The organism is Exiguobacterium sp. s181 (genome assembly GCF_018617125.1).
In the GTDB taxonomy this organism is placed as follows: Bacteria; Bacillota; Bacilli; order Exiguobacteriales; family Exiguobacteriaceae; genus Exiguobacterium; species Exiguobacterium profundum.
Genome location: NZ_JACSJM010000002.1, coordinates 883,093 through 908,116, shown reverse-complemented (window position 1 = coordinate 908,116; position 25,024 = coordinate 883,093). Strand labels below are relative to the sequence as shown.

The window sequence follows — 25,024 nt, the reverse complement described above, 5'->3', positions numbered from 1 at the left end:
GAACAGAATAACACATAGGGGTGAAAGACAGATGGAAGTTACAAAAGAATGGCGTGAACATTTTAAGCAACTGCGTTCCTTCGATGAGGCGATCTCGCTCTTGTATTGGGACATGCGTACACAAATGCCGGAACAGTCGGCACCGCTTCGGGCAGAAACGATCGGTTATTTATCGACTGAGGCGTTCAAACGACAGACGAGTGAGTCGTTCGCTTCTTTACTAGAACGGATGGCAGATGAAAAGGATTTATCTGACGTCGAGGCGCGGTCACTTGAAATCGCGAAGACGCAATACGAACGGAATGCCAAGATTCCACACAATGAATATCAAGCATATGTAACACTCGTTTCGGAAGCCGAGACGGCATGGGAAAAGGCGAAAGAACAGGACGACTGGGACATGTTCGCTCCATACCTTAAACAGATTATCGAATTCCAGCAAAAATTTGCGGAATATTTCGGCTATGAGAAACATCCGTACGATGCATTGCTCTATGATTTCGAACCGGGCATGACGGTCGAGCTCTTAGACGAATTGTTCGCCTCGCTCCGAGACGAACTTGTTCCTCTCATCCAGCAGCTCCCAAAAGAATCGCTCTCTCTGGACTGGTCGATGCCGGCGGATGTTCAAGAAACCATTTGTCATGACTGGATGAATGTCGTCGCTTACGATTTATCACGTGGTCGATTGGATGCGACAGTACATCCGTTCGAAATCACCATCAACCGCCGCGACGTCCGGATTACGACGAAGTATGATGAAGCAGATTTCAGAAATGCACTGTTCGGTACGATGCATGAAGCGGGTCACGCGACGTATGAGCAGCAAATCGACCCGATGCTCGATGAACTCGGGCTAGGTGGCGGTGCGTCGATGGGGATTCATGAGTCCCAGTCGCTCTTCTTTGAGAACTTCATCGGACGAAGCGAAGCGTTCTTGCGTCGCGTCTATCCGAAACTACAATCGCTTCATCCGGCATACGCTGCAATCGACTTCGACACTTTCTATCGAGGTGTGAATGAAGCGAAATCATCTCTGATTCGGATCGAGGCTGACGAATTGACATACAGTCTACACATCATCATCCGCTATGAGCTCGAGAAGGCACTCATCCAAGGGACGTTGTCCGTCGATGAGCTTCCTGCGGCATGGAATGAAAAGTATAAAGAGTATCTCGGACTCGATGTCCCGTCGAATGCCAAAGGAGTCCTCCAAGACGTCCATTGGGCAGGCGGTTCGTTTGGATACTTCCCGAGCTATGCCCTCGGATTGATTTATGCGGCCCAATTGACGGAAACGTTGAAATCAGCTCTTCCGGAATTCGAGACGTTGATTGCAGAAGGTGAAATTGAACCGGTCAAAGCGTGGCTACAGGAGAACGTTCATCAATATGGAAAACGTCTCACCCCGAACGAACTCATTCAACAAGTGACGGGTCAAGCGATTTCGGTCCAACCGCTCGTTCGATATTTGACGAAGAAATATCAAACAGTTGCCAAATGAAACGATTTGCACATCGTGGCGTGATGGCACATCGTCCGGAGAATACGATGTCGGCATTCAGGCTCGCACTCGAAACCGGAGCAGATGGGATTGAAACGGATGTCCATATGACAAAGGACGGCGTCCTCGTCCTCATCCATGACGAGACGCTCGAACGGACAACCGACGGAAGAGGGCAAGTTTCACTCTATACCTATGATGAGCTCAAACAGTTCAATGCCGGGGTACGTCATAGTCTAGAAGAACACATCCCTACGCTCGAGGAGCTGTTCGAACTGGTGAAAGAGGAATCGGTCATTTTGAACTTAGAGGTGAAGACGGATGTCCATCGATATGAAGGAATCGAATCTCGCATCATCGACTCTATTGAATCCGCTGGAATTGATGCGACCCGCATTCTCTTTTCCTCATTCAATCATGAAACCATTCACCGATTGAAACAGATGAGACCGGATATCGAAGCGGCCATTCTGCTTGCACAGCCGCTTTATGACATTTCCGGATATCTTCGATTCGTCGGAGCGGATTCGGTCCACCCACACATCGATCGCATCACAGACGAAGAAGTACGCTCGTTGCAAGGTCGAGGGATTCCGATCAGACCGTATACGATTAAAACACAACATCAACTTGAACGTTGTATGGCGCTTCAAGTCGATGCCATCTTTGTCAATGATATCGAATGGGCATACAAAACCACTTAGTCGCCGACTAAGTGGTTTTGTATTTGGGTGGAAGAGAACTAGATTTTTATGTAAAGGTAGCGCTTTCGTCCGTTAGCATATCGGAGCACATTCAGTGCATAGTGTCCCCTTTACGTCATTGTCGGATTGTCTTAAGTTTAAGATGTCACCGAGCTACATAGCAATCAGATGTAGCACACCATGTAGCACTGCATCACATTTGTTGTATGCACGTTGTGGGTTACCAAAGATCAAAAGGAGGAAATTTCACATGAAGAAGTTGATGTCTTTACTGGGTACTCTAGCACTGGCTTTCGCTTTCGTCTTACCGGTTAGCGCGGATGGACATGAAAACGCGATGGTCCGTGTGCTACATGCTTCACCTGATGCACCGGCAGTTGACGTGTACGTGGATGGGGAAGTCGCGGTCGAGGGAGCAGAATTCAAGGATCTCACAGACTACTTGACACTTCCTGCAGGCGATTACAACGTTGAAATCAAGCCGGCAGGTGACGCTGAAACAGTCGTCGTCGCAGCAGACCTTTCAATCGAGGCAGGCAAGTTCTATACAGCCGCTGCAATCGGTCAACTTGAAAACATCGAAATCGCTGCAATGGAAGACGATGCAAACTTTGAAGATGGTAAATCGAAAGTTCGTGTCGCTCACTTCGCACCAGATGCACCAGCGGTTGATGTCGCACCTAAAGGTGGCGACCCACTCTTCTCAAACCTCGAGTTCAAAGCAGTAAGTGATTACGGCACACTCGATGCTGGAACGTATGACCTTGAAGTCCGCCCCGCTGGAGCGACTGACGTCGTCAAAGCACTTGACGGTGTTGCACTTGAAGGTGGCAAAAACTATACAGCATTCGCAATCGGACTCCTTGAAGGAGAACCAGCGTTTGAAGTCCTTCTCGCTGCTGATGGTGGGGAAATGGCAATGGCTCCTGAAACAGGACAAGGTGGTCTTGCTCAAACAGCTTCAATGAACTGGTTGCTCGCGGCAGCAGTGGTTGGAGCGGCAGCAGCTGGATTCTACGTCTTTCGTCGTCAGAAGCAAGACGCTTAAACTGATTTTCTTAGGAACAATCACATTTCTCGTATGGAGCGCTCAAGCGGAAGCTCCTGACAAACCGTTCGTGATGCCAACGGCTGAATTTGCCGAACCGCAGGTCTTGACCTCGAAGCAGGTCGATCGACAAACGTTTCATTCGAACAGTTTCGTCCCTGCCCGGCTGGTCATAGCTTCAATCGATGTTGATACATCGATTGAAGCGGTCGGGAAGGATGGGGCTGGAAGAATGGACACACCGTCTGACGTGAATCAAGTCGGTTGGTATCAATACGGAGCCAAAGCAGGCGCAACGGGGAATGTCGTCCTATCGGGTCATCTAGATGATCTGAATGGTCCAGCTATCTTTGCGAATCTGGATCAACTTCCGATCGGAGAACTGGTGACGCTCCAACGGAAAGACCAAGTCGCAACGTATGAAGTGGTCAGTGTGAAACAGTATCGCCTCGACCAAGTGCCGCTCGCTTCCATTTTTGCGGCGACTCAGTCAAAGCGTATTCAATTGATCACTTGTGCAGGACCGTATGACGAAAACCTTGGGTATCGGGACCGGATTGTGGTCACGGCACACCTGATTGAAACGTAAAGATGAAGAGATGCTGACCGATGGGTCGCATCTCTTTTTTTCGCAAAAAATAGCCCTTCACCTTTACGGTGAAGGGCTATAGTCGGATTAAGCATCCATACGATCTAATAATTTTGAAAGTAAAATGAGTTCGTCATCTGAAAAATCAGTGAAGACATCCATCAAATATTCAATCTTCATGCTCTCTAGCGTCTCAAACAATTCACGACCTTCATCCGTTGCCTGAAGTTCAACGACACGGCGGTCACGCTCGCTACGTTCGCGAGAGATCAATCCTTTTTTCGTCAACTCATCGGCAAGTGCGGTGATCATCGAGGCTGAAAATTGAAACTCATTTGACAGAGCAGAGGCGATTTGAGGACTCTGTTGACAAAGAGAACGTAGAATGAAGAATTCATTGCGGGTCAAATATTGTGAGAACATCGAACGGAGATTTTTTTTCACTCCGCGATAGTTCATCCGGATTCCACGTTCAGCGTCTGCGACGAGCTGACGACGTGAAGCGGTCTGTACGGGTGTTGTCATCCTCGAAACTACCTCCTGGCGATAATATTATTCATATATACTTCAGAACATAGAAACATTCTACATTAAAAACATGTTGTCTGTAAAGTTATAGGGGCTCGTCTTTTGCCCGAATTTGTTGAATGATGTCTTCATAATGTTTCAAGTCCGGATAGAACCGTCTAAAGAAAAATTCAATCTGTGGGTCATCACCTTCCGCTAACAGTTTAGCGAGAACGGCATAAACGACACCCATCCCTTGTCTCGGCAAGAGGGAAGATGGAAGTAATGTCGCACACTGAACTGCCTGTGTGAAGTAAGTGGAGAGCGTATCGCTCAAATCTTTAAACGTACGAATATCGGCGTAATGGAACATTCTCGTCAACTCGACAATGGCAGAGAGATCGGTCTCGAGCAACCATTCGCTCTGGAAAATCGCGTTGTCTAGCTTCTCAACCGTTTGATCATTTGCGATATAATAATTCAGGTTATCACGTGTGATGGTCACTTTTTCAGGGGAGTCGAGAATCTGTTCAACCGTCTCCTGTTCGAATGTCCGCAATTGTTTTCGAATGTTCACGAACTCGGAGTCGGCAATCTCCAAGAGTCCGGCGACCCGGCTGAAACTTCGTTTAATTTCAGGCGGCACGGCATTCGGATTTTTGTAGCCGAGGTCATGTTCAATCTCTGCCCATGCATGTTGTAAGATGGAGCGGACTTGAATTTCCGCTTCTTTTTCTGCGAAACGGCGATATTCACCGAGCGCAAGGCGTTTCTCACTCAGTTCCACGACATAATGAACGGAAAGATAACCGAATTCATTGGCATCGAGCAATGTCGACTTGTCGATGGACTGTTCACGATCGATGGTGAATTCATCTTCCAAGATTTGCGCGACGGCTCGTACGTCGTCATGAAAGTATGTCACAATCCGTATTCCGGCCAAGTCTTGCACGTCTCGTAATGAACGATATTGATAAGGTTTGCGTGAAAGTTTGGCATATAGACTGTCCGCTTCTTTGGCACGGGCAACGATTGAATGAAACTGGATGCCAGCTTCTGTCAACAATTCACTGAGGAGTGCTTTCAACTTTGTGGCAAACGCTTCATAATCTTCTTTTTCATTCAAATATTCAAGCATGATTGTATTCAAGTCTTGTTTTGGCACAGAACTCACTCCTTTTCTCTATCCATAGTATAGCATCACACACTAGAAACGATATGATAGCATGTATAAGGAACGAAACAGAAAGAGGTGGGCTGGATGCATACATTCCGTTCAGTTGAGAGAGAAAAAATCGAGATCATCGCTGGATTGTTGCAACAAGCTGGATATCGCATATCTCGTATCCACACTGTCGATTCCCAGTTCGTAGTGACCGCTCGATTAGAGGGTAGGACTCAAAGAGAAGGGGAGTACGATCGAATCGAGGGAATCGTGCATCATTTCGACATCGAAGAATGGATCACGAACGAAGAAAGGGATTGATTGTATGTTTATCACCTCATTTTTCGGGAATAACAAAAACAGTGAAAACCATGACTGTGAACGTTGAGGAGGATGGGGCATGTTAGAGACAAGAGTAGTGAATGATATGACGACGGTGGACCATGAAGTGAATGAGATGGTGTCAGGCGGATGTGTGAATGAGCATATCTATTTGTTCGCCAAAGATGAGGAATTGACCGTTCGATTGGCAGCAGAGGCCGGGGTACAACCATATCGAATTCCGGAAAAAGGAATGTTCGAGTCGTTGCTCTCGAAATTCACGAGCAATTCAGAAGATCGCATGGAACAGATGGAGAGTCTTGGACTCACAAAAGAGATGGTGGATTCACTCGAACGTGAAATCAAAGATGGTAAAATCGTGTTAGTTTGCGATAAATAAAAAATGGACCGGAAAAATCGGTCCATTTTTTATTTTGCTTTGTAATAGGCATTCACGATGCGACGTAACGATTTTTGATCGAGACGGAGCGGAGCGAATCCAGCATCCTGTAGCAATTGTTTCGTGTTGTCGTCACGGAACGTGATATCCCGGTTTAAATACGGATTGAATACTTTCACCATATCGTTGAACGACTGTTCGACTGAGCTGAGTGTCGATGTCGGTGTCTCCGTGATTGTTAAATGCGGGAATGCTAACGACTCTTTCATATAGTCGAGCATCGTTTCATTTTTTGGTGGTGCGTCGTTTGTCACGTTATAGATTGTACCCGCCTTCGCATGCTCGATGGCAGCGAGGAGTACATCCGCGACATAATCGACAGGGACAAGGTTTGATGTACCTGTCGCTGAGCCAATCAATCGAATCGACTCGACGTCATGCCCACGTCGTTCCAATTTCCGTTTGAACAGTTCGAGAGCACGCATATATCCGTACATCGTAAATTTTGAGTCAGCCTCTCCTGTTTTCGAGTCTCCGACGATGATGGCCGGTCGGAAGATTGACACATCAAGCTCATCCCGTGACTCCCAGACCGCCTGCTCGGCGTGTGCCTTGCTTTCTTCATACGGATTCAAAAAAGATTGCGACACGTCGTACAGTGTTTCCCCGCCAACTTCTTTAGCGCCAAGTGTGTAGGCCGTACTCACGTGGAAAAAGCGACGGCAGTCAATCAGCTTGGTCAAGCGAAGGGCCTCTTTCGTCCCGGTCAAATTGGTCTCGAACAATTCATCGCGCAATTCTTCATCGAATTTGACGAGTGCAGCCATGTGTAGGAATAAATCAATCTTCCCTCTATATGTCTCGATGAACGCTTCATTAGCACCGAGCGCATGTGACGTCAAGTCGCCTGGTAACACATCAATCGACTTTTGTTCTTCAGCGGTGAATTGTGCTTGTACCTTCTCCGGTGTTCGCGCCAACATGCAGACGCGATGCCCCCGCTGAATCAATTCCTTGGCGAGTCGCCCTCCTAAAAATCCGGTTCCACCAGTCATAAAAATATGCAATCGCGTTCTCCCTCTCTGTGACATTCTTTACCCATCATATCAACTCTTGTCGCATGTAGCCACTTTGCCTTTGCTGAAATTCCATGTTTAGAAAAAATCGAACTCGGTTATGAACTATAGAGAAGCGTACGAACGGTGCGTAAAGACAGCTTGCCTGTCAAATCTATTGAAGTGAGGTTTTAACGAATCATGGCAAATCTATTCGGAACAGACAAGGATGACGCAAAAAAGAAGCAACAAGATATTGAGAAAACGGTACAAGAGAAAAACATCACCCAAATCCATCTCTATTTCTCAGATGTTCTCGGTGATTTAAAACTCTTGACGCTTTCGGCAAAATTGTTGCCTGAAGTCTTTGAGGGAAAAACGATGTTTGACGGTTCTTCAATCAACGGGTTCTCTTCCATCAAAAACTCAGACTTATTCTTGAGACCGGATTTAGATCGTCCACGGTATGAGCAAGACGGCGAGGAAAATATTTTGGCATTCTTCTGTGACGTATGCACTCCGGAGGGAGAGCGATATGAATACGACCCACGTAATGTATTGAAGGATGCACTTGAACGTGCAGCACGTGATGGCTACTCGGTATTCGTTGGGGCAGAGCCGGAATTCTTCATCTTTGACGAGAACGGAGAATTTTATGACGAGGCCGGATATTTCTCGACACGTTCAGAGGATAAAGGATATGAAGTGCGACAGCACATCGCGAACCGTCTAAGCGGTGTCGGGTTCAATATTGAGGCTGTTCACCATGAAGTCGCTCCTGCGCAACATGAGATTGGCATCAAGTATGATGATGCACTCCATACGGCGGATAACATTCAGTTCTTTAAAGAAATCGTCAAGATTGCGGCGAAGGAGAAAGGGGCATCCGTCTCATTCTTGCCAAAACCGTTGCGTGATGTGAATGGTTCTGGAATGCACTTGAACATCTCTGTCTGGAAGAATGATGAGTCTGGAAATCCGACGACCAACGCGTTCGACGAAGTCGATGCGGATTACGGATTGTCGAAAACGGCGCGTCATTTCATCGAGGGAATCTTGAAGCATGCCCGTGCCACAGCAATCTTCACGAATCCACTACCGGAATCATACGAGCGTCTCGTTCCTGGATTCGAGGCACCTGTCAATATATGCTGGAGCCCATCGAACCGCAGTTCGATGATTCGAATCCCCGCTTCCCGTGGAAGTGCGACTCGTGTAGAGGTCCGAAATCCTGACCCGAGTGCGAACCCATATTTGGCACTTGCCGCGCTCATTTATGCGGGACTTGAAGGAATCGAGCAACAGCTCGTTCCGTCTTCTCCGAACGAGGATGACTTGTTCGAGTATTCTGCGAAGCAAATCGAGAGCCAAGGAATCGCATCACTGCCTGCGACATTCCATGAATCGATCCAATCACTGAAACAAGATAACTTCCATGACTACTTTAACCACAATATGATCGATCGCTACTTGTCACTCATTCAAGTGCGAAAATAAAAATGACGCCAGCCGATTCGATCGGCTGGCGTTTTTGATGGTTAATGGATTCCACGCATGTACACTTTGATTTTTGGTGCGAGTGCGAACAGAATCAAGCTTAAGACGATGGCGACGCCACCGATAATCCCGAAGTATAGCGTCTCATTCTCAGGTGTGTAGAACTTGACGAGCTGTGCGTTGATCCCTTGTGCAGCAGCGTTTGATAAGAACCAGAGCGACATCGTTTGAGCCGAGAAGGCAGCTGGAGCGAGTTTTGTCGTGGCCGACAAACCGACCGGTGACAAACTGAGTTCTCCCAACACGACGATGAAATAGCTCAAGACGAGCCAGAGTGGGCTGACGAGGGCATCTGGACCACTGAAGTATGCAGGGAGCAGGATGACCAAGAAACTGATCCCGGCAAACAAGATCCCGAAAGCAAACTTCGTCGGAATGCTCGGTTCGCGGTCACCAAGTCGGACCCATAACCAAGCGAAGACCGGTGCCAGTAAGATGATGAACAGTGGGTTCAGTGATTGGAACCATGCTGGTGACAACGTGAACCCAAAGAACTCTAAGTCAGTTCGTGTATCAGCATAACTCGCCAAAATCGTTGCGCCCTGCTCTTGGATTGCCCAGAACATGACCGAGGCGATGAATAGCGGAATGTAGGCGATGATTCGCGAACGCTCGACCTCAGTCGTTTTCGGGCTACGATACATGATAATGAAGTAGATGGTCGGAATCGCGATACCGAACACCCCGACGAGTGAGATGAACGTATTGATCGTGAACCATCCAAGTGGAATCAAGATTGCGAGTAAAACAGAGATTCCAATGGTGACAATGCTGACGATTTTAATCGTTTTCTTTTTCTCATCAGGCGTCAATGGATTCGGTACATACGAACCAGCTAAGCCGAGGTTCGTCTTGCGTGTCAATACGAAGACGACGAGTCCGACGAACATCCCGATGGCTGCGAGCGCAAAGCCCCAGTGGAATCCATAGTCTTTTTGTACTTGACCGACGATGAGTGGTGAAATGAACGCACCCAAGTTGATTCCCATGTAGAAGATACTGAATCCAGCGTCGCGACGGCGATCCGTCTCGCTATACATGTCTCCGACGATACTGGATACGTTTGGTTTCAATAAACCCGTACCAATGACAATCAACGCCATGGAGATAAACAGGAAGACGACGCTACCTGGAATCGAGAGGACGATGTGTCCGAGCATGATGAACACACCACCGTAGAATACCGCGCGAGACGTCCCGAAAATCCGGTCTGCAAGCCATCCCCCAATGACCCCGGACATATAGACGAGCGCGCCGTATACGGACATGATTGAGAGTGCGACGTTTCGGTCGAGACCGAGTCCTCCCTCAGAGACTTCATAGTACATATAGAATACGAGGATTGCCCGCATGCCATAGTACGAGAAACGTTCCCAAAATTCAGTGAAGAATAAAGTGAACAACCCCTTCGGTTGTCCGAAGAAGCCTTTTTGTGGAACACTATCCACGATTGTTTGTTTATCGATCCTTTCCATGAAAGATCCCTCCTTAACCGTTTTATCATAAAAAGGATTATTATGATTGTAAAGTGAATTGAATGATAATTTCAAATTTTAATAAAGATGAAAAGAATGAAAAGACCACACTTCCGAAATCAGAGAGTGTGGTCAATGAGCGGTTAAGCCGTCTTTTGCTTTGCTTCCGTCGCTTGGACATGACGTCCGAGCTGCCAATAGATGATGCCTGATAAACAACTCGCTCCACCGATGAGGATCAAAGCGATGTGTCCGGCACGATTGTCAAAAAAGAGACTTGCGATGATTGGTGCCGTGACACCGCCGATCAGCCATTGGATGCTCGCTGCACCGTTATAGGCACCACGCATATTCTCCGGTGCGATCAAGGCGATGAATGTCTGCTGAACAGGGGACATAATCATCTCACCTAACGTATAAAACGCATATACGGCGAGTAAGATCCCGACGAGTGGCACGTAAGGGGTATCGAGTGCGAACAAGGCTCTAGGCACAATCGCAAGCAAGATCATACCGATACCAAATACGGTCGCTCCTGCTAACATGACCTTACCGAACGGCTTGTTCCCGAGTTTTGAAGCAATCGGGAACTGGAAAAGAACTACCATGATTCCATTCAGTGCTAACAGATACGGGAATGGGTTCTGTTGTGCGGTATACGTCGGGAGCGATTCTTTTAAAAAGAGTGGTAGCATGCTCTCGACGACGGAGAATCCCATTGATATGAATATACCCGCAAAGATGAAGACGAGAAACACGCGATCGTTATAAAAGACGCGCAACACTTCCCGGTTGCTTGGAGTCTCATCTTCCGTAAACTCGGGCAACGACTCATGTATGAACGTGCCGAGCGCAATCGCATATAGTCCAAAGACGAATGCCGCCGCAAAGAAGATGAGCTCGCGGTCGATGAACAGCACCGCACTACCAAGAAGTGGACCGAATGCAGCGCCGATGTTATGTCCCATCCGTAACAGTCCGAACGCTTCGTTCATATGCTCTGGCTCCGTGACATCGGCGACCATCGCGCTTGCGGCAGGGTGGAAGAGCGAGTTCGTCAGTCCGAGCATGGCGTTCAATAAAAGGAGCGGCCAGAACGAGTCGGCGAACGCAAATCCGATGAGGGCAAGTGCGTCCCCGATGATGGCGATCATCATGATTGGTTTTCGACCATACATGTCTGCTAGCCGTCCTCCGATCATCGAACCGAGGAGCGCCATGATCGGGCCAGTCGCCATGATGATTCCGACTTGAAGGTAGCTGTCTAACTGGTCACTATAATAGAGAACGAGGAATGGGGCGATCATGAACATCATGATTCCCGTAATCGTCTCCCCTAAGAAACGAATCCAAATGTTGCGGTCGAGCCGCTTGAGTGATTGAAACATACAGGTCACCTGCTTTATTTAATTTTTAGACACAAAAGGGACGTCATATGCATGAAGGCATACGACGTCCCACGTTGTTTATGCATGCCTCGATAGGCAGGCGACTTAGATATGAATCAATCGAAGAGGTGCCTGCCAATCAGTATGAACTTGAGTGAATGGTTTCGAAGATACTACTGACATGGGAACCTCTCCTTTCTGTTAATTGTGTTCTTCTCTTCAAATGTATGACACATTTCCTCAATGTGTCAACAAATTTATGAGGTGAATCAAAGTAATTCGTTTAGATTTTTTCGGTTCAGTCGATAATCGATGAGGCGAGACAAGACGACTTGAATCATGGCCGTGATCGGCACACTCACGAACATCCCGACGAGGCCGAACAGGCTGCCCCCGATGATAATCGATGTGATGACCCAAAATGGTGTGATGCCGACGCTATCCCCAAGAATCTTCGGTCCGAGCCACAATCCGTCAAACTGCTGTAACAAGAAGATGAACAAGAGTACCAAGACGGCGGTGAACGGATCATAGAAATAAGTGATGATAAACGCCGGGATCATCCCGAGTAGCGGTCCGACATATGGGATGAAGTTTAAGACACCAACGATGACTCCGAGAAGTAGGGCATATGGGGCCCCGATGATCAAAAGTCCGATGACTGCTAGCACTCCAATGATCAGACAGTCGAGCGACTTTCCGATAATATATCGTTTGAAGATATAATCCATCTCTTGAAAGATATCGATTGTCGTCTTCGCAGTGCCGACAGGTAAAAGCGCATAGAGAAGACGCTTGAACATACGGGCAAAGACTTCTTTGTCCTTTAACAAATAGATCGAGATGACAATCCCAATCAAGAAGTTGATCAATGTCATTGTAAAACTAGAGACATAATTAACGGAAGAGAGGACGGCCGTCTCGACCCATCCAGAGTAACGATCCTCGAAGCGGGCAAAATCAATCGCTTGGGCGATCGTCGCGTTATAGTCTTTCAAGTAATTGTTCACTTCACCTAAAAAAACGTCGATTTGACGGATATAAACCGGTAACTCATTGATGAGTGATGACAGACTCGAGTAAATCCGCGGGAACAACGTGACGACCGAAATCGCCAAGATGCCGATGAACGTGATATAGACGATGAGTAGTCCTTGATACCGCTTCAAGTGGAACCGTTCTTCAATATAAGAGAGTACGGTGTTGAGTAACAAGGCGATGGCGATCCCCATGATGATAGGGGTCAGTAACTGAAACGTGTATTGTAAGACACGTGAGATGGTATCCGGTTCACTGATGACCCGCCATAAGACGAGCAAGATCAGCCCGATGACACTCAGTTTCCAAATAAGTTGACGATTAAGCTCCAATGCTCTATCCCCTCAAACAAATATAATTTTTCTACTCTTTTACTATGAATGTTTTTTGAAAAGGATTCAATAGATGTTCTCTTTGAAAAAAATGTTTGACACCGTTTGGAATGTCTGGTTAACTTAGGGACATACAAAAATTACATAGCGAATGACACTTTCTATCAAGAGAAGCGGAGGGACTGGCCCGATGAAGCTTCAGCAACAGATTGCAAAATACTGTGCTAATTCCAGCAAGGTGACCTTGAGAGATGGAAAGGTGGTTGACTACATACGTCTGTATCGAGCACCCCTTTCCTCAGAAAGGGGTGTTTTTTCGTATGAGGAGGACCCATCATGGCAGACAGACGTTCCAAGTTATTAAAATCGTTACCGACACAACACTTTGTCGGATTAGCAGAAGAAGTCGCGGCAGTCGAGGCGAGTGGTAAGACCGTCATCCGACTCGGACAAGGCACACCCGACTTACCGACACCAGCTCCGATCTGTGAGGCACTAGAACGAGCATTGACCGACCCGACGACTCATCAATACGGACCGTTCCGGGGACAGGCTCGACTAAAAGAAGCCGTGGCCGCATTTTATCAACGTGAATACGGAGTCGACCTCGACCCGGCTCGAGAAGTGGCGATCTTGATTGGCAGCAAATCGGGTCTCATCACGTTGCCTCAGTGTCTTCTTGAGCCGGGTGAAGGCATCTTGCTCCCGAACCCTGGCTATCCGGATTATATCTCGGGAGCGCGTCTCGCCGGAGCGGACATCATCGATTTGACGTTGAAGGAAGAGCACGGCTATCTCCCGGATTACACCACGCTCGATCCACTTCATGCACGACTCATGTATTTGAACTACCCGAGCAATCCGACCGGCGCTGTCGCGACGCCAGCCTTCTTTGAGGAGACGGTTGAATTCGCTACAAACCATAATCTGATGGTCGTACATGACTTCGCCTATGGAAGTATTGGCTTTGATGGGCATGTCCCGCCAAGTTTTCTCCAAGCCGAAGGGGCGAAAGAAATTGGGATTGAGGTATATACGATGTCGAAGGCGTTCAACATGTCGGGATGGCGTGTCGCGTTCGCAGTCGGGAACGCAGATATCATCGAGGCGATCAATACGTACCAAGATCATGTTCACGTATCCGTGTTCACTGCCATTCAAGAGGCGGCCATCGTGGCGTTAGAATCGCCGCGTGACTTACGTGACAATCTAGCCTCACTTTACGAAACAAGACGAAACCGATTGATTGACGGGTTACGCCGGGCAGGGTGGGAGATTGAGGCACCGAAAGGTTCTTTCTTTGTATGGGCGAGAGTACCTGAAGGCGATGCAAAATCATTCTCGACGAAGTTACTTCAAGAGGCTGGCGTCGCCGTCACACCGGGCTACTTCTTTGGAACGGAGGGGGAGCGCCACATCCGCTTTGGCCTCGTGTCGTCTGAACAGAAGATTGATGAGGCGGTAGAACGGATTGAGAGACTGTTTGCAGCCTATGAGGAGGTCCATCAATGATTCGACAAGCGGTGCTGGAATACGACCATTCGAACGATGCGCTCGATCAACTTTACTCACTGATTGGGAATCGGGATGCACTCGTTTTGAAAGGATTTAACGGATACGGTGAAGCGATTCGAGTGTCTCCTCGTCTAGCAGAAATTCCGAGCGTACGATTCAAGGGGGAATGTTCAGACGAAGAAGTCGAACGACTAAAAGCGCATCGACCTGACGTCTGGATTGCTGTCGGTGGCGGTAAATTGATTGATACGGCGAAGCGGATTGCATTTACCCAGTCGGTACCGCTCATCGTCATTCCGACACTTGTGTCAAACTGTGCCGCCTTCACCCCGCTCAGCGTGATCTATGGAGAAGACGGTACATATTTACGATATGATACGTTCCCCGTCGTCATCGAGCGCGTCATCGCGGATGAACGACTGTTACGTGATTCACCTTACGACTATTTTAAGGCTGGTGTCATCGATACGGTCGCAAAGTGGTTCGAGGCTCGATATATTAGCGGAACAACATCAAGGGACGCAGGGATTCAGTCGGGGCTCTCACTTGCGGCGCAATGCGGAGCGTTGATGGATTTGTCCATTCGTGAAGATGATTTTCGCCATTATGGCACGGACATCCGATCTATCGTCGATCATGTCCTCGCCATCGGTGGTGCCGTTGGTGGATTCGGTGACGCCGGCACCCGAGTCGCCGTCGCCCATGCGGTGCATAACGCACTCAGTCGTTTTGATTCGACGCATCATTGGTTGCACGGGGACAAGGTAGGCTTCGGGCTGATTGTTCAAGAACGATTGACCTCATCCGAAGACGCCTCATTCCTCGAGAATTGGCTACAAGCGATTGCCGCTCCGACGTCACTTGACCAACTTGGGATTCGATTTGACCAAATCGATGAGTTGGTCGATTATGTCGTCGAAGAAATGACGATTCAAGGCATTCACAAGGTTGAAGATGCTGAACGATTAAAAGAAATTTTAAGAAATCTTCAAGAAATAGTTTACAAATAATTCTTTTATCAGTAATATAATAACAAAATAATAGAACCGATTGCTTATCAAGAGTGGTGGAGGGACTGGCCCGATGAAACCCGGCAACCAGATCAGTTATGATCATGGTGCTAATTCCAACAGACGAGACGTCTGGGAGATGAGCGTGTCCGACTTTCACGTGTCGTGCCCGCCGCTCTTTTTGAGTAGCGGGCTTTTCATTTGGAGGAGGAATCATTCATGAACATTAAACAAAAAACCATTTTGGCAGGTACATCTATCCTTGCGGCCATCGCACTCTCGGCGTGCGGACAATCCGAGGCGAGCGAGACGCTAAGCACGAAAGAGCTAACGATCGGCGTGACTGGTGGACCACACGAGCAAATCGCCGAGAAAGTACAGGAGCTCGCAAAAGAAGATGGGCTCGAAATCGATATCAAAGTATTCAATGATTACAACACCCCGAACACCGCTCTCGACGAAGGAAGTCTCGACGTGAACAGCTATCAGACGCTCTCGTTCCTCGAACTGCAAAAAGCGGACAAGGGGTATAAGATTGACGACGTCTTCAAGACGGTCGCTTTCCCGATGGGGCTCTATTCAGAGAAATTGACGGATATCAAGGACTTAAAGGAAGGCGATAAAGTGGCCGTCCCGAACGACCCGGCGAATGAGCTCCGTGCGTTACGACTATATGAAACGGCTGGGCTCATCACGTTAAAAGAAGGATTGACGGATAAAGCAACGAAGCGCGACATTGCGGAGAATCCGCTCAACCTCGAATTTATTGAACTCGAAGCATCCCAACTGCCGACGCAACTCCCGGAAGTGGCACTCGCGGCCATCAACACGAACTTCGCGATGGGAGCAGGTCTATCCATTAATGAAGATGCCCTCTTCCATGAAGATACGGTTGACAACCCATATCCGAACTACGTCGTCGTCCGTTCGGCCAATAAAGAAGATGAAGTCGTGAAGACACTGAAGTCTTACTATCATTCAGATGAAGTACGTGCCTTCATCGAAGAAGAATTCAATGGTTCGGTCGTGCCGGCGTTTTAAGGAGGGGTCTTATGATTGAACTGAAACAAATCACCAAGGAGTTCAAGGTCAACGGAGACACGATCACGGCACTCGATGATGTCTCCCTCACGATTGAGAGAGGGGAAATCTTCGGAATCATCGGACGAAGTGGTGCCGGTAAGAGTACGCTCATCCGGATGATCAATCTTTTGGAGCGCCCGACATCAGGGGTCGTCGAGATCGAGGGACAAGATATCACGCTCCTCAAAAAGAAAGGGTTGTCGACGTTACGCCAGCGAATCGGTATGATCTTTCAGCACTACAACCTGCTGAAGACCGCGACCGTCGAAGAGAATGTCGCTATCCCGCTTCGTCTCGAAGGTCTCGGGAAGCAGGTCATCCGTGAACGGGTCGACCGCTATCTCCAAATCGTCGGACTGAGCGAACATCGGAACCATTACCCTGAACAATTGTCAGGTGGACAGAAACAACGTGTCGCCATTGCGCGAGCGCTCGCCCACGAGCCTGATATTCTCCTCAGTGATGAGGCGACAAGTGCACTCGACCCTGAGACGACCGAGTCGATTTTAGAGTTACTGCTCGAAATCAATCGCGAGCTCGGATTGACGATTTTCTTGATCACACATGAGATGGAAGTCATCGAACGAATCTGTGACCGGGTCGCCGTCATCGATCGTGGCCAAATCGTTGAACAAGGACACGTACTAGACGTCTTCTCCAATCCGTCACACGAGACGACCCAGAAGTTTCTTAAGACAAACCTCGACGTGCCGGAAGAAGTCGTCTCGGAACTCCAGACTCGGGGAACGCTCGTCCACTTGTCGTTCATCGGCAGTCAGACAGAACAAGCAGTCCTGGCACAATTGACCAAGCGGTTCGGCATCCTTCCGAACATCATCGGAGGCGGAATCAAGAAGTTAAAGGCGGGGCTTGTCGGAAACTTACTTGTCCATCTTGACGGGGATCATGATCAAACGGAACTCGCCGTCCGTTATTTGAAGACGAGCGGCGTACATGTGAGGGAGGTGTCAAAGCATGCAACAGTTTTGGACAGACTGGGGTGACTTAATCTGGACAGGAACGGTTCAAACGTTGACGATGACGAGCATCGCGCTTTTGATCTCGACCTTGATCGGATTGCCGCTCGGGACGTTGCTCGTTTTGACGAGACCGAATGGCAGACTCGCAAACCGATTCGTCTATGGTGGCTTATCGAGCGTTATCAACGTCATCCGTTCCATCCCGTTCATCATTCTGTTGTTCTTCATCTTACCGTTCACACGGTTCATCATGGGGACGACAATCGGCGTGCAGGGCGTCTTACTTCCCTTGATCGTCTTCACCGCTCCATATATCGCCCGACTCATGGAGTCAGCACTACTCGAAGTCGACCGCGGGGTCATCGAGGCGTATGAAGCGATGGGCATCTCGACGAGAAAAATCATCTGGTATGTGTTAATCCGTGAAGCACGTTCTTCTATCGTTCTCGGATTGACGATTGCGACGATCGGGTTGATTGGAGCGACGGCGATGGCGGGACTCGTCGGGGCAGGTGGACTGGGGGACATCGCCTATCAATACGGACACCTTCGTTTCGAACCGGAAGTCATGTACGTGACCATTTTCGTCCTCATCCTCCTCGTTCAGTCCATCCAATCCTTCGGGAATCGACTGGCGGCAAAATTGAAAAAGGCATAAAAAGAATCGTGTCGCGAAAGCGACACGATTTATGCGTTATGGAGCAGACGTTTCAGTTCAGCGATGCGGTCATGTCTCGGGATGAACGTCCGAATCTCTTTTTCACTGAAACCGACCTGGATGCGATGATGGTCGAAGACGATCGGACTTTTCAGGATTTGAGGATTCGAGGCGACGAAGCTATATAGCTCACGAATCGACATCTCATCTAGTTTCTCTGCCGCTTGTTTATAGACACTCTTTTGGACCGACAACAAGTCCGTCGTCCCATTTTCCGTCAGGCTTAACATCTCTTTGAATTCTCCGAAGGATAAACCTTGGTCTGTCAATTTCTTTTCGATGAAGGGAATCTTTTGTTCCCGTAACCAATCAATCGTTTTTCTGGAAGAACTGCAGCTCGTATGCGTGAATACCGTGACCGTCACGACAACCACTTCTCCTTTACATCAGTTTGGTTCTAACTATTATCTCCTTTTATACGTTCGAGTGCGTGATTATGTTTCAAATCACATACAGTTTCTTTTTGATTGAGCATGACTTCGTTCGGGTACAGATTTCATGAGTAACCACATAAGGAGGAATGAAGATGTTTGACTATACCGTACAATCTGACCGTACCGTGGATGACGTTGTCATTCGTCTCGGAGAAGCATTGAAAGAAGAATCATTCGGGGTGCTCTGGGACTTTGATTTGAGTGAGACGCTCGAGAAAAAGGGACAGGGGATTGATGGGAAGTATCGTATATTAGAAGTATGCAATCCGAAGGCGGCAAAAGAAGTGCTGTCGCAACAATTAGAAGGAGGCTACTTCCTTCCATGCAAAATCGCGGTGTTCGAAAAAGAAGACCATACCCAAATTGGTATGCCGAGACCGACTGAATTAATTCGCCTCATCGATGACGAATCGTTACAAGCCGTCGCGTTAGACGTCGAGTCCCGATTGCAACGTGCCATCGACCAAAGTAAATGATTGTTCTACCATCCGCTCATGAAACGTGAGCGGATTTTTTTTCGTATAGGATAGTTAGATAATGGTAAAATTGGATGAGGAGATTATAGGAGGAGATATTTTGTACAAAAGAGGAATCATGATGTTACTTAGTGCTTCATTTTTAAGCGCATGTGGGGCATCTAATATAGAAGTCATTCAACTAGATTACATAGAAAATCAATGGAATCTCGAGAGTTATACGAAAGAAGGAGAATTTGTTCAAGTCAACGAAACGAGAGAAGTGCTCGAGGCGTGTGAGGGCGAACGAACGACTAAGCTAAAAGGAGATGTCACTGTATATCAGACAGTGTTCGCAGGGCGAAACGGGGTCGTGTCATCCATGGATCCGTACTCGATGAAGGTAGTTACTTATTTAGAAGGTGACGAACGATATGTCGTATGTCGAGAAGATTATACGAATCAATGGATGGCGAAGACAATCGATAAGTTTCCGGATTTTGTGAATACATCTGAAGGAATCAGCGTCCCCCGATTACCTAGCCTTCATCAAACATCTTCGTCCTCAAAGGACAAGCTAATGAAAACAGACGGACTGAAAATCGATGAAATCGAGATCATCCCGTTCCGAGATACATTGCTTGAAATTGAACCGGCACTATTCGGAGAGCTTGAACTAGAGCTCGATGGTAATGCGACGAGACATTCGCTCACTAGTTTTCAACCAATCGGAACCGATATGCCGCATCGACAGATTGCCATCGGACTCGATCGACAAACATCTCAACCGTATATTCTTTTTTCATTCAATGAACGCTTTGTTTATCAGCAATTACAGTTTGAAGAACTAGAGGATCCTGCGTCAATAGAAAAACAGTCCTTTGAAGAGTTAAGCGTCGACACCATCATCGAACCTGGAGAGATAAAAAAAGGAGAAGCGGTTCCCATATATACGTTCCATTACATGCGGGATGGTGAACCCGTGACTGAAACGATGACGGTTCGCTTTGTTGAAGGTACGTTGCTGAAAGAAGGCGAAGAACCCGATTCGATGTATGAAGAGTGGATGCCGGCCCAAGAAGATGGTCCAAGAGTCGTCTCACACCGGAAACCGTTTGATGGAAATGAGCTCGCTTATCCTGATTTTATTGAAATCTCGACGGAAGAATCTGAACAAGTCATGGAAGTATTGAAGGAGGCAGAACCGGTCAGCCGCAAAGGTGAGCCTGCAGACTATCGATACTTGACGTTGATGGATGGATGGAAAGGGCAAGAATTTGAAATCAGCTATAAACAGCGGTCAAAAAAAATCGACATCTATCTGACAGACCCGCTTCGCGAGCAGACATTTAAATTATCTAGTAAAGGGGCGGAAGTGTTTTTGGATATTTTCCCGGAGTACGAAAAATCATGATGAAACGACTATTATTCACTTTATGTACAGTTGGAATATTATCGGGTTGTGGTGGTGAAGAGGTAAAGGTCGTCAAACTGGATCATATGCCATCACAATGGGATGTACGAGACATGAACAGCTTTACTACCGGGTCGGAGACGTGGGCGAGCGATTTACTTCTTGCATGCACCGATGACCCGGTTCCCCAAATCCCTGAGGACGTCACGGTCTATAATTCGTATGTCTTGAACCGAAAAGCCATGATTTCCGACTACGATGCACATGCCTATAAGCTAGTGACGTATGTAAAAGGCGAACAGAATTATGTCATTTGTCAGGACGGCTTTTCTCCAGAGATGAGAGTCGGACTTGTTGAGAAGTTCCCTTCGTTTGTACAGGCTTCTGAAGGTGTCAACATTCCAAGTAACCCGACAATTGCAAATGGAACTCGGGAACAAGAAGAGAGTTTGAAGGAAAGCGATTATTCCGATGTTTTCGAGGATCCCGTCAATCTCATTGACGAAACGATGATTCAAGTGACCCCTTCCTTGAATGGAAGTATCCATTTAACCATCGGAGAGGACGAAGGGATCTTACCGCTCTCAATCACTGAGCCTTATCACGCGCAAATGGGAAGCATGACAATCGCACTCGGCTACGACGAACAATCCAAAGAGGCTTACTTTTTCGCTAAGTCGGAAGGTGGGTTACTTTCTTATGACCCGATTGTCCTTATAACAAAAGATGATTATTCGCATCCAGAGCAGCAACCAAAACAATTTGAAGGGCTCAAAGTTGAGCGGGTACTACAGGCAAAATCGCTCGAACCCGGGGTCGAGACACCGCTCTACACGTTCTCTTTTATTGAGGACGGGAAGCGTGTGACGAAAGACGTCCGTCTCACGTACACGGATCGCGAATTTGCGACGAATGAATCGATCGAAGCGGACAAGGAATCGAATCCCGCCGTACCAAGTGGTCCGTTCGTGTTCGTCCATAAAACTCCTTTAGACGAAAAGGCAACGATTGATTATCCGAACGTGCTGCGGGCTGCAGGAATCGAGATGTCTGATTTGATGAACGCATTTGAGGAGGCAGAACCGGTGGATCGAGCTGGAGAAGTGGGGGACTATCCCCTTCTTACCATCATCGAGGGATGGAAAGGGCAAGAGTTTCAATTAAGCTTCAAGAAACGGTCTAAAAAAGTCGATGTCTATGTGACGGATGAAACACGCAATCAAACATTCAAACTGAGCAGTGCAGGGGCGGAAACGTTCTTCTCCTATTTCCCTGATTTAGATGAGTGAAAGGCGCCCCTCGGCGTATTTTCATTTGGTAAATACTTCAAAATCAAGATATTGACCTTCTGTATAAAAAGAGAGTAATAGAATGTTATGGGATACGTTACACTGAAATTCACGATTTGGTAAGAACATTCTAAGAATAAGAAAGGTTGCTATATATAATGAGTACTTTGAACCAAAAAGGAATTCAATCTGAGGACGTTTTTCAATCCATTGAAATGAATATGGCGATGATTCGATTCGACCGTCAACGCCGGGTCGTCGATGTGAATGATACGTTCGCGAAAGCAATGAAATACAGACGCGAGGAGATGATTGGCATGCAGCATCACTTGTTCTGCCCTTCATCCTTTGTCAATAGTCCAGAGTATTCGGCATTTTGGGAGAAATTATGGAGTGGTTTCAGTTTCTCGGATAAAGTGGAGCGCGAGAATGCAAAAGGGGAAACCATTTGGCTCGAGGCGACGTATATGCCGATTTTTGAAGGAGATGATGTCGTCGGTGTCGTCAAGATCGCATCGGACATCACCGCACGGCAACAAGTGATTGAGGATTATGCGTATCGCTTTAAATCGATGACCGATGTGCTCGATGAACGGGCGAAGACAGGCATGCAAGACACGAAATTATTGAATCAGACGATTGAAAAGCTTGCGAAAGATGCTGCGGACAACCTCCATGCCCTTCAGAACTTGCGTCGTCAAGCCGATGACATCGCGAAAATTGCCTCGTCGATCAAAGAGATTGCGGCACAAACGAATCTGTTGTCCCTGAATGCTGCCATCGAAGCGGCACGAGCAGGTGAACACGGGCTTGGATTTAATGTGGTTGCGACTGAGATCCGAAACCTCTCTCGTATGGTTGAACGTGCGGTCATCGACGTCAACTCGAACACGGAAGGGATGAACGTCGAGCTTCGGAAAATTGTAGAAGGTGTCACTGCGTCCAATCAAGAGATTCAGTTAAGTGCAAAAACGATGGAACAGACGATGGAGCGATTCCATACGTTCGAGCAGGCAGCAGCCGAGTTACATGATACGGCCGACACATTTATATCCAACCTGTGAACCGATTGACCCTACACGGGGTCAGTCGGTTTTTTTGAATTGTAACGTATGTCCGTGTCGTTTCAACCAATCTTTCGCTGAAGCGGTGTTCGGATAAATCGTTTGTAACGTTCTCCAAAAAGAAGGGGAGTGATCGAAGTGAACGAGATGCACCCATTCGTGGGCGATGACGTAGTCCATCATCTCTTTTGGCGCCAGCATGAGGCGGACATTAATGGAGATGGTTCCGTTCGAACTACATGATCCCCACCGTGTCTTTTGATGACCGATACGAATCTTTTTCGCTTTAACACCTAATAATCTTTCGTAAGTCGGTGCCAGATTGATTACATATTCAAGCGCGCGTTCACGTAGCCATGCCTCATAATGTTTAGCCAGGGCGTTTTCGTCCCATGTCCTCGGAACGAAAAATGAGGAGCCGTCATATCGGAGAGTCGTGCCATCATCTTTCTTGGTCGGATAGTTTTTCCCATGAAAAACGAGCCCCTTATCGAGAATAGACGTCTGTTGAGGAAGATTCTGCAACGTCTCACGAATCCATGTGTCGTGCTCTTCTAGTATGCGGTCGACGACTCGTTCAGACAAACGTGCTGGAATACGCAGCTCGATGCCGTTTGGCGTGACATAAAATGCGGCTTTTTTTCTTCGATTGTTGCGAATGACGGTAACACGCATTGACGTGCCTCCTTTCTTATCTCGATCGAGTATAACGAAGTCGGCAAGAAACTGCCATGCTTTTTTGGCACGCAGTCGAATCAACTTTGATACAGTAAGAGGAGGAGGGATGAACATGAAATCAATTTTACAACAACAACTTGAACGTAAAGGTACGAATTCGGTGAAGTGGGACGGGTTGGAGCGATGGTTCCGTTTGTCAGATGATGTGTTACCACTCTGGGTAGCGGATATCGATATCCGGACTGCCCCGTCCATCTCCGAGGCGCTCGCCGCAAAAGCCGCTCAAGGGGAATTCGGGTATACATTGTTCGCACCTGAAGCGCAGAAGGCGGTCAGTGATTGGTACGGCCGACGTCACGATTTGATTGTAGACCCGAACCATGTGTTATTCTCTAGCGGTGTTGTGCCTGCGTTGACTCATATCGTCGAGGCGTTGACTGAAGTCGGAGATGGCGTCGTCATCCAGTCACCTGTCTATCCACCATTCCACGAACTCGTTGTCGGTTCCAAGCGACAAGTGTTCGATGCCCCGTTGAAAAAAACTGACGAACGCTACGAGATGGATTTTGTCGCACTCGAGGAAGCGATGAAACAAGCGAAACTTTTCTTACTCTGTTCCCCACATAATCCAGTTGGACGTGTTTGGACGAGAGCGGAACTAGAGAAGGTCGTAGCACTCGCGAATCAATATGAGGTGATCGTCGTCGCTGACGAGATTCATGCAGACTTGACGTTCCCTTCTCATCAACATACCGCAATCGGCACACTCGACCCACGTGTCATCACGGTGAGTGCGCCCTCAAAAGCATTTAACATCGCCGGATTGTTTGCGTCCTACATCATTTGTCCGGTCGATGAGTGGCGGAAGCAAATCACGAAAGTACAGAACAAACATCACGTGCTCCCGACACCGTTCGCGAACACGGCCATCATCGCCGCCTATACCGACAGCCGCGCGGAACATTGGCTCGACCAGTTACGGGAAGAATTGGAGCAACAAATGAATGACGTGATCGATTCCATAGAATCAAACCTCCCGATGCTCCATACGACCCGTCCGGAAGCGAGTTATCTACTTTGGATTGACTTCTCAGAGTTACCGATGTCAGCCGAGGAGCGGAAGTCTTGGCTGCATCAAAACGTCCGAATCTTCTTGTCACCGGGTAGTCCGTTCGGTCCTCAAGGTGAATCATTCGAACGGATGAATATTGGGACACGTCGTGAACTATTGGACGAGGCGATTCAGCGACTGAGCGCGCAAATGGAACGAAAAGCGTTTGTGTAAAACGAGAATCGGGAAA

The 25,024-nt window shown here is 47.8% G+C and carries 25 protein-coding genes and 2 riboswitches; of the genes, 17 read left to right on the top strand and 8 right to left on the bottom strand.

Annotation, left to right across the window (positions count from 1 at the left end):
* The first annotated feature begins 31 nt into the window (after window positions 1-31).
* From KNO70_RS11115 to KNO70_RS11100, 4 genes are all read left to right on the top strand, one after another.
* A complete protein-coding gene (locus KNO70_RS11115; RefSeq protein ID WP_078146952.1) occupies window positions 32-1,504 on the top strand; it encodes a carboxypeptidase M32 in 1,473 nt (490 codons plus the stop codon).
* Window positions 1,501-2,208 carry a glycerophosphodiester phosphodiesterase gene (locus tag KNO70_RS11110; RefSeq protein ID WP_078146951.1) on the top strand — a complete coding sequence of 236 codons (708 nt, stop codon included), beginning with the start codon at window positions 1,501-1,503 and terminating at the stop codon, window positions 2,206-2,208. Before KNO70_RS11115 ends, KNO70_RS11110 begins: the two co-directional genes overlap by 4 nt.
* Window positions 2,209-2,458: 250 nt before the next feature.
* On the top strand, window positions 2,459-3,256 hold the full coding sequence (locus KNO70_RS11105; protein ID WP_012726359.1) for a DUF4397 domain-containing protein: 798 nt from the start codon (window positions 2,459-2,461) through the stop codon (window positions 3,254-3,256).
* A complete protein-coding gene (locus KNO70_RS11100; RefSeq protein WP_251025611.1) occupies window positions 3,201-3,845 on the top strand; it encodes a class F sortase in 645 nt (214 codons plus the stop codon). Before KNO70_RS11105 ends, KNO70_RS11100 begins: the two co-directional genes overlap by 56 nt.
* 87 nt (window positions 3,846-3,932) lie before the next feature.
* Here the strand turns inward: KNO70_RS11100 and KNO70_RS11095 are convergent, their stop codons facing one another.
* The gene (locus tag KNO70_RS11095; RefSeq protein WP_012726357.1) at window positions 3,933-4,370 is read right to left on the bottom strand and encodes a MarR family winged helix-turn-helix transcriptional regulator; all 438 of its coding nucleotides are present in this window, start codon (window positions 4,368-4,370) and stop codon (window positions 3,933-3,935) included.
* 88 nt (window positions 4,371-4,458) lie between these two features.
* Window positions 4,459-5,517 (bottom strand): GTP pyrophosphokinase, encoded by a 1,059-nt coding sequence (locus tag KNO70_RS11090; RefSeq protein WP_270812121.1) that lies wholly within the window; start codon window positions 5,515-5,517, stop codon window positions 4,459-4,461.
* Between the two features lie 96 nt (window positions 5,518-5,613).
* On the opposite strand from KNO70_RS11090, the gene KNO70_RS11085 reads away from it, so the two are divergent.
* Together KNO70_RS11085 and KNO70_RS11080 are read left to right on the top strand one after the other, a co-directional pair.
* Window positions 5,614-5,838, top strand: a complete 225-nt coding sequence (locus tag KNO70_RS11085; protein WP_214812619.1) for a hypothetical protein — start codon at window positions 5,614-5,616, stop codon at window positions 5,836-5,838.
* A gap of 79 nt (window positions 5,839-5,917) precedes the next feature.
* Window positions 5,918-6,238, top strand: coding sequence for a YflT domain-containing protein (locus KNO70_RS11080; protein ID WP_078146948.1), 321 nt, complete (start codon window positions 5,918-5,920; stop codon window positions 6,236-6,238).
* 29 nt (window positions 6,239-6,267) lie between these two features.
* Here KNO70_RS11080 and KNO70_RS11075 read toward each other — a convergent pair whose 3' ends face one another.
* A complete protein-coding gene (locus KNO70_RS11075; protein ID WP_214731534.1) occupies window positions 6,268-7,305 on the bottom strand; it encodes an SDR family oxidoreductase in 1,038 nt (345 codons plus the stop codon).
* 189 nt (window positions 7,306-7,494) lie between these two features.
* Here KNO70_RS11075 and KNO70_RS11070 point away from each other — a divergent pair, with 189 nt between their 5' ends.
* A complete protein-coding gene (locus KNO70_RS11070) occupies window positions 7,495-8,790 on the top strand; it encodes a glutamine synthetase family protein (protein ID WP_047795294.1) in 1,296 nt (431 codons plus the stop codon).
* A gap of 41 nt (window positions 8,791-8,831) precedes the next feature.
* On the opposite strand, the gene KNO70_RS11065 is transcribed toward KNO70_RS11070, so the two are convergent.
* The 3 genes from KNO70_RS11065 to KNO70_RS11055 form a co-directional block, all read right to left on the bottom strand.
* A complete protein-coding gene (locus KNO70_RS11065; RefSeq protein ID WP_214812618.1) occupies window positions 8,832-10,325 on the bottom strand; it encodes a peptide MFS transporter in 1,494 nt (497 codons plus the stop codon).
* A 143-nt stretch (window positions 10,326-10,468) separates the two neighbouring features.
* Window positions 10,469-11,713 carry an MDR family MFS transporter gene (locus KNO70_RS11060; RefSeq protein ID WP_214812617.1) on the bottom strand — a complete coding sequence of 415 codons (1,245 nt, stop codon included), beginning with the start codon at window positions 11,711-11,713 and terminating at the stop codon, window positions 10,469-10,471.
* A 269-nt stretch (window positions 11,714-11,982) separates the two neighbouring features.
* The gene (locus KNO70_RS11055; protein WP_214812616.1) at window positions 11,983-13,083 is read right to left on the bottom strand and encodes an AI-2E family transporter; all 1,101 of its coding nucleotides are present in this window, start codon (window positions 13,081-13,083) and stop codon (window positions 11,983-11,985) included.
* Between the two features lie 158 nt (window positions 13,084-13,241).
* Window positions 13,242-13,341, top strand: a riboswitch (SAM riboswitch).
* A 78-nt stretch (window positions 13,342-13,419) separates the two neighbouring features.
* Between KNO70_RS11055 and KNO70_RS11050 the strand changes: the two genes are divergently transcribed.
* From KNO70_RS11050 to KNO70_RS11030, 5 genes are all read left to right on the top strand, one after another.
* Window positions 13,420-14,595: an aminotransferase class I/II-fold pyridoxal phosphate-dependent enzyme gene (locus KNO70_RS11050; RefSeq protein ID WP_214812615.1), complete on the top strand. Its 1,176-nt coding sequence runs from the start codon at window positions 13,420-13,422 to the stop codon at window positions 14,593-14,595.
* Entirely contained in the window at window positions 14,592-15,608 is a 1,017-nt protein-coding gene (locus tag KNO70_RS11045; RefSeq protein ID WP_214812614.1) for an iron-containing alcohol dehydrogenase, read from the top strand. The genes KNO70_RS11050 and KNO70_RS11045 overlap by 4 nt, the downstream gene beginning before the upstream one ends.
* Window positions 15,609-15,649: 41 nt before the next feature.
* Window positions 15,650-15,754, top strand: a riboswitch (SAM riboswitch).
* 73 nt (window positions 15,755-15,827) lie between these two features.
* On the top strand, window positions 15,828-16,649 hold the full coding sequence (locus tag KNO70_RS11040; protein ID WP_214812613.1) for a MetQ/NlpA family ABC transporter substrate-binding protein: 822 nt from the start codon (window positions 15,828-15,830) through the stop codon (window positions 16,647-16,649).
* 11 nt (window positions 16,650-16,660) lie between these two features.
* A complete protein-coding gene (locus KNO70_RS11035; RefSeq protein ID WP_214684233.1) occupies window positions 16,661-17,695 on the top strand; it encodes a methionine ABC transporter ATP-binding protein in 1,035 nt (344 codons plus the stop codon).
* On the top strand, window positions 17,667-18,329 hold the full coding sequence (locus KNO70_RS11030; protein ID WP_012726344.1) for a methionine ABC transporter permease: 663 nt from the start codon (window positions 17,667-17,669) through the stop codon (window positions 18,327-18,329). The genes KNO70_RS11035 and KNO70_RS11030 overlap by 29 nt, the downstream gene beginning before the upstream one ends.
* A 29-nt stretch (window positions 18,330-18,358) precedes the next feature.
* Here KNO70_RS11030 and KNO70_RS11025 read toward each other — a convergent pair whose 3' ends face one another.
* Window positions 18,359-18,754, bottom strand: coding sequence for a Spx/MgsR family RNA polymerase-binding regulatory protein (locus KNO70_RS11025; protein WP_012726343.1), 396 nt, complete (start codon window positions 18,752-18,754; stop codon window positions 18,359-18,361).
* 161 nt (window positions 18,755-18,915) lie between these two features.
* Between KNO70_RS11025 and KNO70_RS11020 the strand changes: the two genes are divergently transcribed.
* The 4 genes from KNO70_RS11020 (at window position 18,916) to KNO70_RS11005 (ending at window position 23,045) form a co-directional block, all read left to right on the top strand.
* Complete coding sequence (locus KNO70_RS11020; RefSeq protein WP_214684236.1) at window positions 18,916-19,299, top strand: DUF302 domain-containing protein; 384 nt, start codon at window positions 18,916-18,918, stop codon at window positions 19,297-19,299.
* Between the two features lie 100 nt (window positions 19,300-19,399).
* Entirely contained in the window at window positions 19,400-20,692 is a 1,293-nt protein-coding gene (locus KNO70_RS11015; RefSeq protein WP_214684238.1) for a hypothetical protein, read from the top strand.
* Entirely contained in the window at window positions 20,689-21,981 is a 1,293-nt protein-coding gene (locus tag KNO70_RS11010) for a hypothetical protein (protein WP_214688694.1), read from the top strand. The genes KNO70_RS11015 and KNO70_RS11010 overlap by 4 nt, the downstream gene beginning before the upstream one ends.
* Window positions 21,982-22,139: 158 nt before the next feature.
* Window positions 22,140-23,045 (top strand): methyl-accepting chemotaxis protein, encoded by a 906-nt coding sequence (locus KNO70_RS11005; protein ID WP_214688695.1) that lies wholly within the window; start codon window positions 22,140-22,142, stop codon window positions 23,043-23,045.
* Window positions 23,046-23,066: 21 nt separating this feature from the next.
* Here the strand turns inward: KNO70_RS11005 and KNO70_RS11000 are convergent, their stop codons facing one another.
* A complete protein-coding gene (locus tag KNO70_RS11000) occupies window positions 23,067-23,720 on the bottom strand; it encodes a M48 family metallopeptidase (RefSeq protein WP_214688696.1) in 654 nt (217 codons plus the stop codon).
* A gap of 115 nt (window positions 23,721-23,835) precedes the next feature.
* Here KNO70_RS11000 and KNO70_RS10995 point away from each other — a divergent pair, with 115 nt between their 5' ends.
* Window positions 23,836-25,008: a MalY/PatB family protein gene (locus KNO70_RS10995; protein ID WP_214684246.1), complete on the top strand. Its 1,173-nt coding sequence runs from the start codon at window positions 23,836-23,838 to the stop codon at window positions 25,006-25,008.
* The last annotated feature ends 16 nt before the right edge of the window (window positions 25,009-25,024 follow it).